This is a genomic window from Mycobacterium sp. pR1184 (assembly GCF_041287235.1).
In the GTDB taxonomy this organism is placed as follows: Bacteria; Actinomycetota; Actinomycetes; order Mycobacteriales; family Mycobacteriaceae; genus Mycobacterium.
Genome location: NZ_JBGGKR010000001.1, coordinates 409,475 through 424,646, shown reverse-complemented (window position 1 = coordinate 424,646; position 15,172 = coordinate 409,475). Strand labels below are relative to the sequence as shown.

20 protein-coding genes are annotated in these 15,172 nt (G+C 66.0%); 4 read left to right on the top strand and 16 right to left on the bottom strand.

Annotated features, from left to right (window positions below; translation table 11 throughout):
• The first annotated feature begins 2 nt into the window (after nt 1–2).
• Nucleotides 3–917: a class I SAM-dependent methyltransferase gene (locus tag ACAG21_RS02180; protein WP_370494394.1), complete on the top strand. Its 915-nt coding sequence runs from the start codon at nt 3–5 to the stop codon at nt 915–917.
• Here ACAG21_RS02180 and sppA read toward each other — a convergent pair.
• Nucleotides 914–2,716 carry a signal peptide peptidase SppA gene (gene sppA / locus ACAG21_RS02175; RefSeq protein ID WP_370494393.1) on the bottom strand — a complete coding sequence of 601 codons (1,803 nt, stop codon included), beginning with the start codon at nt 2,714–2,716 and terminating at the stop codon, nt 914–916. The genes ACAG21_RS02180 and sppA overlap by 4 nt on opposite strands.
• Before the next feature lie 39 nt (nt 2,717–2,755).
• Between sppA and ACAG21_RS02170 the strand changes: the two genes are divergently transcribed.
• A complete protein-coding gene (locus ACAG21_RS02170; protein WP_370494392.1) occupies nt 2,756–3,685 on the top strand; it encodes an LLM class flavin-dependent oxidoreductase in 930 nt (309 codons plus the stop codon).
• On the opposite strand, the gene ACAG21_RS02165 is transcribed toward ACAG21_RS02170, so the two are convergent.
• Complete coding sequence (locus ACAG21_RS02165; protein ID WP_370494391.1) at nt 3,686–4,609, bottom strand: alpha/beta hydrolase fold domain-containing protein; 924 nt, start codon at nt 4,607–4,609, stop codon at nt 3,686–3,688. It abuts the gene before it with no gap.
• Nucleotides 4,610–4,688: 79 nt separating this feature from the next.
• Between ACAG21_RS02165 and ACAG21_RS02160 the strand changes: the two genes are divergently transcribed.
• Nucleotides 4,689–5,282 carry a TetR/AcrR family transcriptional regulator gene (locus ACAG21_RS02160; RefSeq protein WP_370494390.1) on the top strand — a complete coding sequence of 198 codons (594 nt, stop codon included), beginning with the start codon at nt 4,689–4,691 and terminating at the stop codon, nt 5,280–5,282.
• Here ACAG21_RS02160 and rplO read toward each other — a convergent pair.
• From rplO to ACAG21_RS02095, 13 genes are all read right to left on the bottom strand, one after another.
• On the bottom strand, nt 5,279–5,722 hold the full coding sequence (gene rplO, locus ACAG21_RS02155; protein WP_370494389.1) for a 50S ribosomal protein L15: 444 nt from the start codon (nt 5,720–5,722) through the stop codon (nt 5,279–5,281). The two genes, ACAG21_RS02160 and rplO, sit on opposite strands and share 4 nt — an antisense overlap.
• The gene (gene rpmD, locus ACAG21_RS02150) at nt 5,719–5,901 is read right to left on the bottom strand and encodes a 50S ribosomal protein L30 (protein WP_370494388.1); all 183 of its coding nucleotides are present in this window, start codon (nt 5,899–5,901) and stop codon (nt 5,719–5,721) included. The genes rplO and rpmD overlap by 4 nt, the downstream gene beginning before the upstream one ends.
• A complete protein-coding gene (gene rpsE, locus ACAG21_RS02145; protein ID WP_096284803.1) occupies nt 5,898–6,587 on the bottom strand; it encodes a 30S ribosomal protein S5 in 690 nt (229 codons plus the stop codon). The genes rpmD and rpsE overlap by 4 nt, the downstream gene beginning before the upstream one ends.
• Nucleotides 6,588–6,609: 22 nt before the next feature.
• Nucleotides 6,610–7,011 carry a 50S ribosomal protein L18 gene (gene rplR / locus ACAG21_RS02140; protein WP_370494387.1) on the bottom strand — a complete coding sequence of 134 codons (402 nt, stop codon included), beginning with the start codon at nt 7,009–7,011 and terminating at the stop codon, nt 6,610–6,612.
• Between the two features lie 2 nt (nt 7,012–7,013).
• On the bottom strand, nt 7,014–7,553 hold the full coding sequence (gene rplF, locus ACAG21_RS02135; protein WP_370494386.1) for a 50S ribosomal protein L6: 540 nt from the start codon (nt 7,551–7,553) through the stop codon (nt 7,014–7,016).
• Between the two features lie 9 nt (nt 7,554–7,562).
• On the bottom strand, nt 7,563–7,961 hold the full coding sequence (gene rpsH, locus ACAG21_RS02130) for a 30S ribosomal protein S8 (protein ID WP_036466727.1): 399 nt from the start codon (nt 7,959–7,961) through the stop codon (nt 7,563–7,565).
• Nucleotides 7,962–8,045: 84 nt separating this feature from the next.
• Nucleotides 8,046–8,231, bottom strand: coding sequence for a type Z 30S ribosomal protein S14 (locus ACAG21_RS02125; RefSeq protein WP_090600437.1), 186 nt, complete (start codon nt 8,229–8,231; stop codon nt 8,046–8,048).
• A gap of 4 nt (nt 8,232–8,235) precedes the next feature.
• On the bottom strand, nt 8,236–8,799 hold the full coding sequence (rplE, locus tag ACAG21_RS02120) for a 50S ribosomal protein L5 (RefSeq protein WP_370494385.1): 564 nt from the start codon (nt 8,797–8,799) through the stop codon (nt 8,236–8,238).
• Between the two features lies 1 nt (nt 8,800).
• Nucleotides 8,801–9,118 (bottom strand): 50S ribosomal protein L24, encoded by a 318-nt coding sequence (gene rplX, locus ACAG21_RS02115; protein WP_342925849.1) that lies wholly within the window; start codon nt 9,116–9,118, stop codon nt 8,801–8,803.
• Nucleotides 9,119–9,487, bottom strand: a complete 369-nt coding sequence (rplN, locus tag ACAG21_RS02110) for a 50S ribosomal protein L14 (protein WP_003403649.1) — start codon at nt 9,485–9,487, stop codon at nt 9,119–9,121.
• 226 nt (nt 9,488–9,713) lie between these two features.
• Nucleotides 9,714–10,664 carry a DUF4436 domain-containing protein gene (locus ACAG21_RS02105; RefSeq protein WP_370494384.1) on the bottom strand — a complete coding sequence of 317 codons (951 nt, stop codon included), beginning with the start codon at nt 10,662–10,664 and terminating at the stop codon, nt 9,714–9,716.
• A gap of 114 nt (nt 10,665–10,778) precedes the next feature.
• Nucleotides 10,779–11,699, bottom strand: coding sequence for a formylglycine-generating enzyme family protein (locus ACAG21_RS02100; protein ID WP_370494383.1), 921 nt, complete (start codon nt 11,697–11,699; stop codon nt 10,779–10,781).
• Nucleotides 11,700–11,729: 30 nt separating this feature from the next.
• Nucleotides 11,730–12,617, bottom strand: coding sequence for a DUF4436 domain-containing protein (locus ACAG21_RS02095; protein WP_370494382.1), 888 nt, complete (start codon nt 12,615–12,617; stop codon nt 11,730–11,732).
• Between the two features lie 457 nt (nt 12,618–13,074).
• Here ACAG21_RS02095 and pstS point away from each other — a divergent pair, with 457 nt between their 5' ends.
• A complete protein-coding gene (pstS, locus tag ACAG21_RS02090) occupies nt 13,075–14,202 on the top strand; it encodes a phosphate ABC transporter substrate-binding protein PstS (RefSeq protein WP_370494381.1) in 1,128 nt (375 codons plus the stop codon).
• 13 nt (nt 14,203–14,215) lie between these two features.
• Here the strand turns inward: pstS and ACAG21_RS02085 are convergent, their stop codons facing one another.
• Nucleotides 14,216–15,145 carry a DUF4436 domain-containing protein gene (locus ACAG21_RS02085; protein WP_370494380.1) on the bottom strand — a complete coding sequence of 310 codons (930 nt, stop codon included), beginning with the start codon at nt 15,143–15,145 and terminating at the stop codon, nt 14,216–14,218.
• Between the last annotated feature and the right edge of the window lie 27 nt (nt 15,146–15,172).

Below are 15,172 nucleotides of genomic sequence, written 5' to 3'. Positions count from 1 at the left end.
TCATGCCACGCGCACACGACGATAATTGGGATCTGGCGTCCAGCGTGGGCGCGACCGCAACCATGGTCGCGACCGGGCGTGCCATGGCGACGAAGGATCCACGCGGTCTGATCAACGATCCGTTCGCCGAGCCACTCGTGCGCGCGGTCGGCGTGGATTTCTTCACCAAGATGATGGACGGTGAGCTCGACCTGTCGGCCATCGAGAACGCCACGCCGATCCGCATGCGTGCGATGGTCGACGGGATGGCGGTGCGCACGAAGTATTTCGACGACTACTTCGTCAACGCCACCGCTGCCGGCGTGCGCCAGGTAGTAATCCTCGCGTCCGGGTTGGACTCGCGCGCCTACCGGTTGCCCTGGCCCGCCGAGACGGTGGTGTACGAAATCGACCAGCCTCAGGTAATCGATTTCAAGACAACCACTTTGGCCGATATCGGAGCGCAGCCGACGGCTATCCGGCGCACCATTCCGATCGATCTGCGCCAGGACTGGCCGGCCGCACTCCGGGCCGCCGGATTCGACACCACCGCGCCCACGGCGTGGTTGGCCGAGGGGCTGCTGATCTACCTGCCGCCCGAAGCCCAGGATCTGTTGTTCGACAACATCACCGCCCTGTCGGTGCCGGGAAGCACGATCGCCACCGAATTCGTCCCGGGCATCGTGGATTTCGATGCCGATCGGGTGCGGGAAATGTCGGGTTCTTTCCGGGAGCACGGGGTCGACATCGACATGGCGTCGCTGGTGTACGCCGGGCAGCGCAACCACGTCGTCGACTATCTGGGCACGAAGGGCTGGACGGTCGAGGGCGTGACGCGCACGGAGTTGTTCGGCCAGAACGGCCTGGAGGTGCCGCCGCCGGAAAACGATGACCCGCTGGGCGAGATCATCTTCATCAGCGGCCGGCTCGACGGCTAGAAGCGCGACTCCCCCGGCCACAGCACGCTGGCACCGCTGACGGCCTGCTCGAGGTTCTCCACCACCGCGGCAACCGTGCGGCCGAGCAGTGCGCCCAGCGCGTCGGGCAGCGATGCGGCCGCCGGCTGCGAGGACGCCCGGGGGCGCACCAGCGCCAGCAACGACGATCCCGGGAAGTTGGCGACCCGGACATCGGCGTCCTCGTCCAGGCCGGCCAGGACCTTGGCGCGGCGCACCGCGGTGCGTAAGCCGCCGAGTTCGTCGACCAGGCCGCGTTCGAGGGCGTCGGCTCCGGTCCAGACCCGTCCCTGGGCGACGGCGTTGACGGCCTCGGTGCTCAGGTTGCGGCCTTCGGCCACACGCTGCACGAAGTCGTCGTAGATCAGGTCCGCCTCGGCCTCCCGATCGGCCCGCTGCTGCGCGGTGAAGGGCACATCGGTCGACCACGCGTCGGCATTGGCGTTGGTGCGCACCGCATCTGAGGACACACCGAAGCGCTCCTTGAGGCCGCGGAACACCAACTTCCCGGTGATAACGCCGATCGACCCGGTGATCGTGGCCGGGCTGGCCACGATCGCGTCGGCGGCCATCGCGGCGTAGTAACCGCCGGACGCGGCGACCGAGCCCATCGATGCGACTACCGGCTTGCCGCGTTCGCGGGCCCGCGTGACCTCGCGCCAGATGGTCTCCGATGCGGTGACCGAACCGCCGGGGCTGTCGATCCGCAGGACGATCGCCGATACCGAATCGTCGCGGGCGGCCTCCCGCAGCGCCGCCGCGATCGTGTCGCCCCCGGCGCTGGAGTTGCCCAACGGCAGGAACTGCGGCCCGCCGCGGCCGTTGACGATCGGGCCCTGCAACGTGATCACGGCGAACGTGGGCTTGGGGCGCCGACCGGGGATCGGCGGCGCCGGCGGCACCAGCCGTGACCGGGACGCGGCGGAATAGCGCGTCAAGTTCAGCCGCGGCGCCAGCTTTTCCGGGTCGGCCTCGGGGTCGACTTCGTCAGGCGAAACACCTTCCACGCCAATCAATTCCGCAATTCTCGCGTGGGCCTGGTCACGGAAGCCGATCCGGTCGACCAGACCGGAGGACACCGCGTCGTCGCGCAGCAGCGGGGCCCGGTCGGCCAGGGCGTCGAGCCCGGCCACATCGATCTTGCGTGACTCGGCGATCCCGTGCCACACCTGGTCCTGCAGACTTTCCAGCATCCGAGTGACCGCTTCGCGATGGGCTTCGGTAAAGCCCTCTTCGGTGAAAACGTTTGCCGCCGACTTGTATTCGCCTCTGGCGACGAACTCGGCATCGATCCCCGCCTTGTCCAAGGCGGTGCGTAAGAAGGTCGCATTGCTTGCGAAGCCGATCAGCCCTACGCTGCCCGACGGCTGCATCCAGACCTCGCTGAACGCCGAAGCCAAGTAGTAGGACAACGTCCCCGGGTAGGTTTCGGCCCAGGCCAGCGACGGCTTGACCGCGCTGAACGCGGCGATCGCGTCGCGCAGCTCCTGGACCGCGGCCGGCGGTGAGGCCGCGAGTTGCACGCGCGCGATCAGCCCGGCTACCCGGGAGTCCTCGGCGGCGCGGTGGATCGCCGCGACCGCCTGGCGCAGCGTTATCGGCCGCTCCGCCCCGGTGACGAACGCCATCGGGTCGAAGCCCGCCGTCTCGGGCGGCACCGAACGCAGGTTGAATTCCAGCACGCAGCCATTGGGTACGCCGTGGTGGCGAGCCGTATCGACGCGGTCGGCCAGGGCACGCACGTCGTCGACACCGGGCAGCGAAGGCAGAAAGGCGAACATGCTCTGCAGCGTACCGATCGACGCCCGTAGGGTGAGTTCGTGAGGTTCTCGATTGCCATCCCGCAGTTCGACTACGACGTCTTCGACACCGAGGGGATGCGCTCCTATGTGATGCGCGCCGAAGAAATGGGATTCGAAGGAATCTGGACGCTCGAGCAAACCATCGGCCGCGGGCCGCTGCTGGCACCGCTGGAACTGCTGTCGTACTGCGCGGCCTTCACCGAGCGAGTGCGACTGGGGGTGGCCGTGCTGGTGACGTCGCAGCATGAGCCGCTGCAGCTGGCTTCGGCGGTGGCCACGGTCGACCGGATCAGTCACGGCCGGCTGGACATCGGTGTCGCACCGGGGCGCGGCGGGCCCACGCTCGCGGCGTTCGGCGTCGAAAAGGACACGTTCATCTCGTATTTCACCGAGGGCCTGACCCTGATGAAGGCGGCTTGGTCCGACGAGCCGACGGTGAACTTCCATGGCCGGTTCCGCGACGTCGCCGACCTTCCCTTCCAACCCAAACCGGTGCAGCGCCCGCACCCGCCGATCTGGTTCGGTGGCATGGCCCCCAAGGCCTTGGCGCGGGCGGTGCGCCACGGGGACGCCTACATGGGCCCGGGCGCGTCACCCACCGAGGCCTTCGCCGAAGCCGTCCCGATCGTGCGCCGCGAACTCGACAAACAGCAGAAGGACCCGGCCCACTTTCCGATCAGCAAGCGCGTTTATCTGATGGTCGACGACGACGCCGCACGTGCCCGCGAGCGGGTGCTCGCCGGGCTAGAGCGCACCTACAGCGGGGTGATATCCGGCATCGAAGCGGTTCCGGTGTCCGGAACGCCCGCTGACGTCGTCCGCGGACTCCAAGAGGTGCTCGACGCCGGCGCCCAGACGTTGCTGCTCAACCCGCTGGGCGCCGACGTGGCAGAAAATCGCGAGCAGATGGAACGCCTTGCCGCGGAAGTGATTCCGCAGCTCGGTTAGTCAGCTCCCAAGTTTTTTGCGCAGCCAGGCACCGATCTCGGCAATCGCGTCGTCGGTCTCGGGCACCCAGCCCGCACCGATGATGAAGGAGTGCTGGCCACCCTCGACTTCGCCCACCAAGACGTCGTTTCCGGCCGCTTCGAGGCGACGGGCGAACTCGGCATCCTCGCCGGCCAGCACTTCGTCACTGCCCCAGAACACCGCGGTCGGCGGCAGCCCCGACAGGTTCGCGGCGATCAGACTCACCCGCGGGTCGTCGAAGCCCACCCCGGTGTCGTCCAGCCAGCATGACCGGAAGAACTCCGCGAGCGGACGCGACAGCAGCCGGTCGCGTTCGGCATTGCCGTTGTAGGTCGGGTTCGCCATCGTCAGGTCGACCCACGGGGAGATCGACACGATCGCACCCGGCAGCGCTGCCCCTTCGTCGCGCAGCGCGATCGCCAGGCCGACCGCGAAGTTGCCGCCGATCGAATGGCCAACGCTGGCAATGTTTTCCGGCCGATAGCCCTGTGCCAGCAGCCAGTTGTAGGCGGTGCGGACATCATCGACCTGGGCGGGGAATTTGTGTTCGGGTGAGCGTCGGAAGTTGAGCACCAGGGATCGCGCGCCCGCCGCCTTCGCGATGTGCGCCGCGGCTTTGCGGTCGGAGTGCATGGACGCGACGACGGTGCCGCCCATGTGGCCGTGCAGCAACACCCGGTCCGGGTCACTGTCGACGGGAATGCACCACAGCGCCTCGACGCCGCCGGCGTCCACTTCGGCGTAGGTCACGCCCTCGGGTTCCTTGGTGGCGACGTGCATCGTCTCGATGACGTCGCGCACCGTGTCCAGGTCGAAATTGGGGTTCGCGGACCGCGCGCTCAGGGCGCCGAAGAAGTCGGCGAACTCTTTCGCCTGCGTGCTGACCATCGGAATGCCTTTCACTGGAGTTATTGAATAACGATCGTTATCGTAACGTACGTTATTCTACGATGGGAGAAGCGTCAACCCCTAGGGAGGACCCGTGAGATACCCACCGGATCAGAAGGCACGCGCGCGCGACGCACTCGTCCGCGCCGGCACCCGCTCGCTCAAGACGAGCGGATTCAACGGCATCGGCGTCGACGGGCTGGCCGCCGCCGCGGGTGTCACGTCGGGCGCGTTCTATTCGAACTTCCCGAACAAGACGGCGATTCTCGAGGCCGTCGTCGAGGCGGGGCTGGGTGAACCGTTCGTCACGGAGACCGGCGCGATGACCCACGAGGAGGCGCGGGCGCACATGATCGCGTTTCTCCACGAATACCTGGACACCGCTCACAGCCACGATGTGGCGGGCGGGTGCGTGATGCCCGCGTTGAGCGCGGACGTATCTCGCGCCGAACCGCCCGTCAAGCAGGCTTACCAGCGCAAGATGCTCGCACTGGTCGACCGAATCACCGAGCTGCTCGACGGAGCAGAGCCCGACCGCCGGCGGCGAGCTTGGAGCATCGTCGCCCTGATGGTCGGATCGGTACTGATCTCGCGCGGTATGCCCGAGCACAGCGAAACCCGAAGCGCGGCATTGGAATCCGCGCTCGGTACGGCGTGCGCACTAATGGACGCCGGGTCCGCGGACTAAGAGACCTCGGTGGCCGAGCCGCCCGCGGCGGTGATCTTCTCGCGGGCGCTGCCGCTGAACTTGTGCGCGGAGACGTCGACCTTGACGGCCAGGTCGCCGTCGCCGAGGACCTTCACCAACGAGTTCTTGCGAACCGCGCCCTTGGCGACGAGTTCGGCGACGCCGATGGCACCGCCCTCGGGGAATAACCGGCTGATGTCACCGACGTTGACGATCTCGTACTCGGTACGGAACCGGTTCTTGAATCCCTTGAGCTTGGGCAGCCGCATGTGGATCGGCATCTGACCACCCTCGAAGGTCACCGGCACGTTCTTGCGTGCCTTGGTGCCCTTGGTACCGCGGCCGGCGGTCTTACCCTTCGAGCCCTCACCGCGACCAACGCGGGTGCGCGCCTTCTTCGACCCGGGGGCCGGCTTCAGGTCGTGCAGTTTGATGGTCATTTGGTCTCCTCCACCTCAACCAGGTGGCTCACCTTTGCGATCAGTCCGCGGGTCGCTGGGTTGTCCTCACGGACCACCGACTGACGAATCTTTCGCAGCCCCAGGGTGCGCAGGGACTCGCGCTGCTTCCAGCGCGCCCCGATGATGCCGCGCACCTGGGTGATCTTCAGCTGGCTCATTGCTGTGCCGTTCCTTCACGCGCTGCACTGGCGGCCAGCGCTTCACTTTCCCGTCGCGCCTTCAGCATTCCGGCCGGGGCGACATCCTCGATCGGCAGGCCGCGGCGAGCGGCCACCTCCTCCGGGCGCTGCAACAGCTTGAGTGCGGCCACCGTGGCGTGCACCACGTTGATCGCGTTGTCGCTGCCCAGCGACTTGGCCAGGATGTCGTGCACCCCAGCGCATTCCAGCACGGCGCGCGCGGCACCGCCGGCGATCACACCGGTACCGGGGCTGGCCGGGCGCAGCAGCACCACACCCGCGGCCGCCTCGCCCTGCACCGGGTGAGTGATGGTGCCGCCGATCAGCGGCACCCGGAAGAAGCCCTTGCGCGCCTCTTCCACGCCCTTGGCGATCGCGGCCGGAACTTCCTTGGCCTTGCCGTAGCCGACGCCGACCATGCCGGCACCGTCACCCACGATGACCAGAGCGGTGAAGCTGAAGCGCCGACCACCCTTGACCACCTTGGAAACACGGTTGATCGCGACGACCCGCTCCAGGTAGTTGCTCTTGTCTCCATCGCGGTCACGGTCGCGTCCGCGGCCACCGCCGCCGTCGCGCCGACCGCGCCCGTCACGGGAGTCGCGGGAATCGCGGCCGTCACGGCTGTCCGGGGCGCCTTGCCCCCCAGCGGACTGCTCCGCCATTATGCGGTCCTTCCAGTTGTCATCAGAATTTCAATCCGTTCTCGCGCGCGGCGTCTGCCAGCGCCGCGATCCGTCCGCCGTAGCTGTATCCGCCACGGTCGAACACCACGCTGTCGATGCCGGCGGCCTTGGCGCGCTCGGCGATCAGTTGGCCGACCCGCACGCTGTGGGCTTTCTTGTCACCGTCGAGTCCGCGAACGTCCGCCTCGATGGACGACGCGGCCGCCACCGTGGTGCCGTTGAGGTCGTTGACCAGCTGCACGTGAATGTGTCGCGACGACCGGTTCACCACCAGCCGCGGACGCGCCGAGGTGCCGGAGATCTTCTTACGCAGCCGCGCGTGCCTGCGCAGCCGCGCGACGCGGCGAGTCGCGGAGATGTTCTTGCCCACCGGCTTTTGCGTTTCAGCCTGTGTTTTCGCCATGGCTACTTACCTGTCTTTCCGACCTTGCGGCGGACCTGCTCACCCTCGTAGCGCACGCCCTTGCCCTTGTACGGGTCGGGACGGCGCAGGCGGCGGATGTTCGCCGAAATCTGGCCGACTTTCTGCTTGTCGATCCCCGTGACGCTGAACTTCGTCGGCGTCTCCACCGCGAACGTGATGCCCTCGGGCGCCTCGATCAACACGGGATGGCTGTATCCCAGCGCGAACTCGAGGTTGCGGCCCTTGAGCTGCACCCGGTAACCGACCCCGAAGATCTCCATCTTGGTGGTGTAGCCCTCGGTGACGCCGGTGACCAGGTTGGACACCAGCGTGCGCGAAAGCCCGTGCAGCGAACGGTTTTCCCGCTCGTCGTCCGGACGGTTGACCACGATCGCACCGTCTTCGCTGCGAACCACCGTGATCGGCTCGGAGACGGTCAGGTCCAGGGTGCCCTTGGGTCCCTTCACCGAGACCTTCTGACCGTCGATCGTTACGTCGACTCCGGCGGGAACCGGAATCGGCTTCTTACCAATGCGCGACATGGTTACCCCTCACCACACGTACGCGAGGACTTCGCCGCCCACGCCTTGTCTGGCTGCCTGACGGTCGGTGAGCAGACCTGACGACGTCGAGATGATCGCCACGCCCAGCCCGCCGAGCACCCGCGGCAAGTTGGTGGATTTCGCGTACACCCGCAGACCGGGCTTGGAGACCCGGCGCAGGCCGGCAATGCTGCGTTCCCGGCTGGGTCCGTACTTGAGCTGAACGACCAGCGCCTTGCCGACCCGAGCATCTTCGGTCCGGAAGTCGCTGATGTATCCCTCGCTCTTGAGGATCTGGGCGATGTTGGCCTTGATCTTGGAGTGAGGCAACGTCACCTCGTCGTGATACGCCGAATTGGCGTTGCGCAGACGTGTCAAGAAGTCTGCGATCGGGTCCGTCATTGTCATGACAGCGTCTATAACCTTCCTCGCGATGGTTCCCGTTAGGGGCCTGTCGCGCACCTGTTCTGGGTTGGTCTCGTCCTGTGCCTGTTACCAGCTGCTCTTCTGCACGCCGGGCAGTTCGCCCGCGTGCGCCATTTCGCGCAGGCAGATCCTGCACAGCCCGAACTTGCGGTAAACCGCACGCGGACGTCCGCACTTGTTGCAGCGGGTGTAGCCACGCACCGCGAAACGCGGTTTGGCGTTGGCCTTGTTAACCAGTGCCTTCTTAGCCATCTACTCAGTTCTCCTTGAACGGAAAGCCGAGAGCCCGCAACAGCGCTCGTCCTTCGTCGTCGTTCGTCGCCGAAGTGACGACGTTGATGTCCATGCCGCGAACCCGGTCGATCTTGTCCACGTCGATCTCGTGGAACACCGACTGCTCGGCCAGTCCGAAGGTGTAGTTGCCGACGCCGTCGAACTGCTTGGGCGAAAGCCCGCGGAAGTCACGAATACGCGGCAGCGCAATGGAAGTGAGCCGGTCGAGGAACTCCCACATCCGGTCGCCCCGCAGGGTGACCCGCGCGCCGATCGGCATGCCCTCGCGCAACTTGAACTGCGCGATGGACTTGCGGGCCTTGCGGATTTCGGGTCGCTGCCCGGTGATCAGGGCGAGGTCGCTGACCGCTCCGTTGATCAATTTGGCGTCCCGGGCGGCGTCGCCGACGCCCATGTTGACGACGACCTTGGTCACCGTCGGGATCTGCATCACGTTGCCGTAGTTGAATTCCTTGTGCAACGCGTCGCGAATCTCGTTGCGGTAGCGCTCTTTCAGGCGCGGCTGCGCTTTTTCTGTGGTGGTCACCTTAGATGTCCTTGCCGTTGGTCTTGGCGATACGGACGCGCTTACCGGTCTCCTCGTCGACCCGGTAGCCGACGCGGGTGGGCTTGCCGTCGGAGTCGACCACCATCACGTTGGAGATGTGAATCGGCGCTTCCTGGGTGACGATTCCGCCCGAGCGGGCGCCGCGCTGGTTGGTCGAAACAGCGGTGTGCTTCTTGATCGCGTTGACACCCTCGACCAGCACGCGGTCACGGTCCGGGTAAACCTTCAGCACTTTGCCTTTGGCGCCCTTGTCCTTACCCGCGATCACCAGGACGGTGTCGTCCTTCTTGACCTTCATCTACAAAACCTCCGGGGCCAGCGAGATGATCTTCATGAATCGCTTCTCGCGCAGTTCGCGCCCGACGGGCCCGAAGATGCGGGTTCCGCGCGGGTCGTTGTCGGGCTTGATGATTACCGCGGCATTCTCGTCGAACTTGATGTAGCTGCCGTCGGGACGCCTGCGCTCCTTGACGGTGCGCACCACGACGGCCTTGACGACGTCACCGCGCTTGACGTTGCCACCCGGGATGGCGTCCTTGACGGTGGCGACGATGACGTCACCGATGCCGGCGTAGCGTCGCGACGAGCCACCGAGCACCCGGATGCACAAGATCTCCTTGGCGCCGGTGTTGTCGGCGACCTTCAGCCGCGATTCCTGCTGAATCACTCGATCTCCTGACTGAGTTCACGTGTGCACGGCAGGAGAACACCTCGGCAAGCCTCCAGAAAGCAAGGCCCACCACAAACCTGACGTGCGCGGTCTTTGTCACCGAAGGGCACGCGGGGCCTGTGACGTTCGCACGCACCGGCCGAGGTCTGCCCAAGGCAACCCCTAGAGTCTAGGTGAAGACCTGCTCAGCGCCAAATTCCCGGCCGACCGGATCTCGCGTGCGTCAGTCGCCCTGTCGGATCCAGGCCAGGATGTACAAACTCATCGCCGACACCAGCGCGAGCAGCACCCACTGCACGACGGCCTGGTCGATCCACGAGCCCGGGGGTGGTGACCCGGGCAGGATATTTCGCAGCGGGACGATCGCGAACAGCATCGCGGCGTACCACGTCCCGAACGGCGGCACGAACTTTCTGCGGCCCATCACCATCGGAATGGCCACCGACAAGCCCAAGATCGGCAGGGTGACGAGCACGATGCAGATGAAGATGTCGAAGACCAGCGGCCCCTTGGCCCGCTTCATCGTGATGACCAGCTGGGCGTCATCGAGGCCGCGCGAGTTCACGTTGCTGGTTTCGTCGTCGCGGCTGACGGTGACGTCCCAGCCGTCCAGCCCCCCGGTCACCTCGACGCGGGCGGGTATTTTTTTCCGGTCGTCACCGGAGCCGATGAAGGTGTCGGCGGAGATCTTCTCGGTTTTGTAGGTGTCGAGCGGCCAGTTGGCCGGATCGCCGTGCGCCTCGATGGTGGTTTCGACCTGTGCCGGCGCCTTGCCTTTCGGGAACTGCAGATCGCCGAGGTCGTTCGTCGGATACAGGCGCACCGCGACGTCGGTGTTCAGCACGTCGAATCGCTTGTCGTACAGCGTATCCGGGGGATAGACGAGGACGTCCACCTTGAGACGGTTGGACGTGGTTTTGAAGTCGTCCAGACGCAACTGCACGATCGTGTCGTTGCCGCCACCTTCACTGAGGTCCAGCGGCGGCAGCGGTCCCTCCGATCGCTGCAGGTAATGCACACCGAACAGCGACAGGACGTAGACGCCGATCACCACGGCCAGAATGAACGCGCCCAGCGACAGGCGAGGGCGGTGCCGGTTCAGATAGCTGAGGAGGCCCGACTTCTTCGCCGATGGTTCCTCCGAGGGCGCCTCTGTCGGCGTTCCGGTGGTCATCGGTCCCGGCCGGAAGCGCGCTGGCGAAGTCCAGCTTGACGGGGCGACACGGGCAGATGGTAGCGAACATCCACACCGCCCGCGCAACTAAACCTCACGCCCCAGGGACTACTGTCACCTGCCCGAAAGCCGTCGTTCACGCTCGACGCCGGATCCGGGGTCGGCCACGCAGCGAAACCCGATGTGGGTGGTGGCGGTGTCCTGCGATTGCGGCGACCGGGCGGCCGGACGGTAGCGGTGGCAGTACTCCGGCGCGCACAGGTGCGAACCGCCCTTCAGCGCCTGGCTGACGGCCGGGTCGGCAGGCCCCGAGGGGGTGCAACACGCCTTCGGGGGCTGATCGAGCCGATGGTGCGCGGAAAACTCGGTGGCGGTCCACTCCCAGACGTTGCCGATCATGTCGTGCAATCCGAACCCGTTCGGCGCAAACTCCCCCACCGGCGATGTTCCCACCCAGCCCAGCGCTCCGTCGTTGCGATACGGGAAGTTGCCCTGCCAGGTGTTGGCCATCAGTTGCCCGCCGGGCTTGGGCTCGTCGCCCCACGCGTAGGTGGTCGCGCTGCCGCCGCGGGCCGCATACTCCCACTCCGCCTCCGTCGGCAGCCGCCGCCCGGCCCAGCGCGCGTAGGCGGCGGCGTCCGGATACGCGACCTGAACGACCGGATGATCGGCCCGGTCCGCGACATCGCTGTCCGGCCCGAACGGGTGCTTCCAACTCGCACCCGGCACCCACTCCCACCACTGCCGCCAGTCCCGCAGGTCGACCGGGCCCGGCGTGGGACGGAAAACCATCGCCCCCGCGCTGAGCTCGCCGGGATCGATACCGGGGTACAGCCGCGGATCGATCGGCTGCTCGGCGACCGTGACATAGCCTGTGGCAGTCACGAATTCGGCAAACTGCGCGTTTGTCACCGGGTGCCGTTCCACCGCGAACGAGTTCACCGTCACGGTGTGGATCGGCGCCTCTTCGGGATAGAAGCTCGTCGAGCCCATCCGGAAGGTGCCGCCGGGCAGATCGACCAACTCGGTGAGCACCACTTCAGGGTAGGCGGCGCCTGAACGGCGTCAGTCGGATCGCCGGTACCACGCGAGCATGTACAGGCCCATCGCTCCGACCAGCGCGATCAGCACCCAGATCACCAGCGCTTGGTCGATCCAAGCACCGGGCGGTGGGGCTCCCGGCAGGAAGTTGCGGATGGGAATGACGGCGAACAGCAGCGCGGCGAACCACCCGCCGAACGGAGGCACCACCTTTCGCTTACCGATCACCATCGGAATGACGACCGCCAACGCGATGGTGGGCATGGCGAAGAGGACCAGACAGATTCCCAGGTCGAAGATCAGCGGGGCCTTCGACCTCTGCAACGTGATGATCACGTTGTCCCCACCCTCGCCGACGCGTTGAACGCTGACGTCCCAACCTTCCAATTTTCCGGCCACCTCGATACGGGCCGGTTTGTATTTGCGGTCGTCACCGGTCCCGACGAGCACCTCGGCCGAAAGGGTGTCCGTCTCGTAGGAGTCGAAGGGCCAGATCTCCGGGTCGCCGTGAGCCTCCACCGTGGTAGCCACCTGCGCCGGCGACTTCCCGGCCGGATAGACCAAGTCCCCCAGGTCGTTCGGCGGATCCATCCGGACCGCGGTGTCCTGTTTCAAGACGTCCAGGTGCGAGTCCCACATGGCCTCCTGCGGATACACCAGCACCTTCACCCCGAGACGATTGGCGACGGTCTTGAGCTCCTCGAGGCGGATCAGCACCACGGTGTCGTCGGTCGCGTTGAGGTCGGGGGCCTTCAGCGGTGCCGCGGACTCTCCCAGCAACAGAAAGCCGAACAACGACAGGGCGTACACCACGACGAAGCCGCCGAGGATCGCCAGGCCGAGCAGTCGGCGGCGCTTCGGCTTCTCCGGTGACGGCGGGGCGGCGTGCGCAGGCGGGGCTTGAGCGGTCATCGGTCACCTCCACGGCGGACAACTGGCGGCGGTCCCACAATTCGCTGGGCGATTCCAGCTAACCGGAGCCGACACGAAGTCAGATGGTAATCAACGCGCGGCAATCGCGCTCGAAATGCGGCTTTTCGCAAACTACCTTCGTCATTCTCTCCACCGGGTGCGAACGGCCAATTCACCCGATGTTTGTTTGCGCGTCGCTTCGATAGCTGTAAATGTCGACGTGTGTCGAAAGCGGGGTGGACATGCACCCCGACACCGGGCTCGCCGCCGATGCCGGGCGCCGTCTCGCACGTCCGGGCCGGCCACGCTGCCGGAAACCGCGTGCACACCTGCGGGCCCCGTTCCGATCGACGCGGTTACCCCAGGTCACCGCTCCCACCCAGCACGTCGCGTCGCTAGACTTCGATCACAGCTCAAGGCAGTCTCACCCCCTGCCGTTCCCAAGGAGGCATTCAACGTGAAGCACAACCGACCGGCTGCCGCCATAAGCGTGCTGACCGCGGCCGCACTGGTGCTCTCGGGATGCGGAAAACCCCACACCTCGCTGTCTTACGCCAACGGAGCGCGAGTCGATTGCGGCGGCAAACAAGACCTCACCGCCAGCGGTTCGACCGCGCAGGCAAATGCGATGAAGCGCTTTGTCGATGCCTACGCGAAGGCATGCAAGGGACAAAGTCTGTCCTACACCGCAAACGCCTCGGCCGCGGGCGTCGAGGACTTCCTCGCGGGCAAGACCGACTTCGCCGGATCCGACCTCCCCCTTTCCGGTGACCAGTACGCGGCCGCCAAGCAGCGCTGCGGCGGCGCCGACGCGTGGAACCTGCCCGTGGTGTTCGGGCCGATCGCCATCACCTACAACCTCAACGCCGTTGATTCGCTGGTGCTCGACGCGCCCACGCTGGCCAAGATTTTCAACGGCACCATCACGCGCTGGGACGATCCGGCCATCACCGCGATGAACGCCTCGATGCCGCCGGAAAACATTCACGTTATCCACCGCGCCGACCCGTCCGGCACCACCGCCAACTTCCAGGCCTACCTGCAGGCCGCATCCGGCGGGGCCTGGGACAAGGGCACCGGCAAGATCTTCAACGGCGGCGTGGGCACCAGCGCGCACGGCAACGTCGGCACGTCGTCGGAGGTGAAGAACACCGAGGGCGCGATCTCTTACAACGAGCTGTCGTTCGCGTTGGACCAGGGCCTGTTCGCTGCCCAGATCAAGACCCCGGCAAGCCGGAAATCGTTGCGCCCGGTCCGGATCGGGACCGACACCGTCGGTAAGACCATCGCCAGCGCCAAGATCGTCGGCAAGGGCAACGACCTCGTGCTGGACACCACGCCGTTCTACAACCCGACCCAGCCCGACGTGTACCCGATCGTGATGGTCACCTACGAGATCGTCTGCTCGAAGTACACCGACCCGGCCGTCGGCCAGGCGGTCAAGGCGTTCCTGCAGGCAGCCGTCGGACCGGGCCAGGTCGATCTCGACAAGAACGGCTACATCCCGTTGCCGCCCGACTTCCAGTCGCGGGTCTTCACCGCTATCGACGCCATCACCTCGTCGTCGATCGAGAATGTGCGGTAAGGCTTTTCGTGCCCTAAGTCTTCTTGGGCGTTCTTCGATCTCGTTGCCGCCACCAGCCGACCAGGAACAAGGCCAAGGCGACGACGAGCGCGATCAACACCCATAGCACGACGGCTTGGTCGATCCAGGAACCGTACGGTGGGTTGCCCGGCAGGATATTGCGCAGCGGGACAATGGCGAACAGCATGGCGCCGTACCAGGTTGTCAGCGGCGGCAGGAACGAAGTCCGGCCCAGGGCCACCGGAATGGCCACCCACAACGCCAGCATCGGCAGGGCGACGAGTACCAGCACCACGCCTACATCGAAGATCAGCGGGCCCTTGGACCGGTGCAGCGTGATGACGACGTTGTCCATGATGTTGGGATCGGCATCGTCGGGGTCGTGGACCCTTGTGACGCTAGCGTCCCAGCCGTCCAGCTTTCCGGTGACTTCCACGCGGGCAGGCACCTTTTCGCGGTTTTGCCCCGTGCCGGTGAACACGTCGGCCGCGATCACGTCCGTCTTGTACGAGTCGAAAGGCCAGTTGCCCGGATCGCCGCGCGCCTGGATGGTGGTGGTCACCTGGCCCGGCGCCTTGCCAATCGGGTACTGCAGGTCGCCGAGGTCGTTATCGGGATACAGGCGCACCGCCGCATCGGTGGTCAACACACCGAAGTTCTTGTCGTACAGCGAATCTTTCGGGTAGACAAGCACATTCACCGTCAGGCGATTCGCCACCGTTTTCAGCTCGCTCAGGTTCACCTGCACGACGCTGTCTTCGGCCTCGACCTTGCTGAAGTCCACGGCGGGCAACGGCGGCGCCGATTTGGCCAACAGGTGCACGGCAATCAGGGATAGGGCGTACACGCTGATGACCGCTACGAGAATCCCGAAGGCTATTGCGATTTGGCGGCCGCGCGCTTCTGGTTTCGACGGCGGCAACGGCGGGGCTTCAGCGGTCATCGGACATCACCACCACGAGTAGAACGG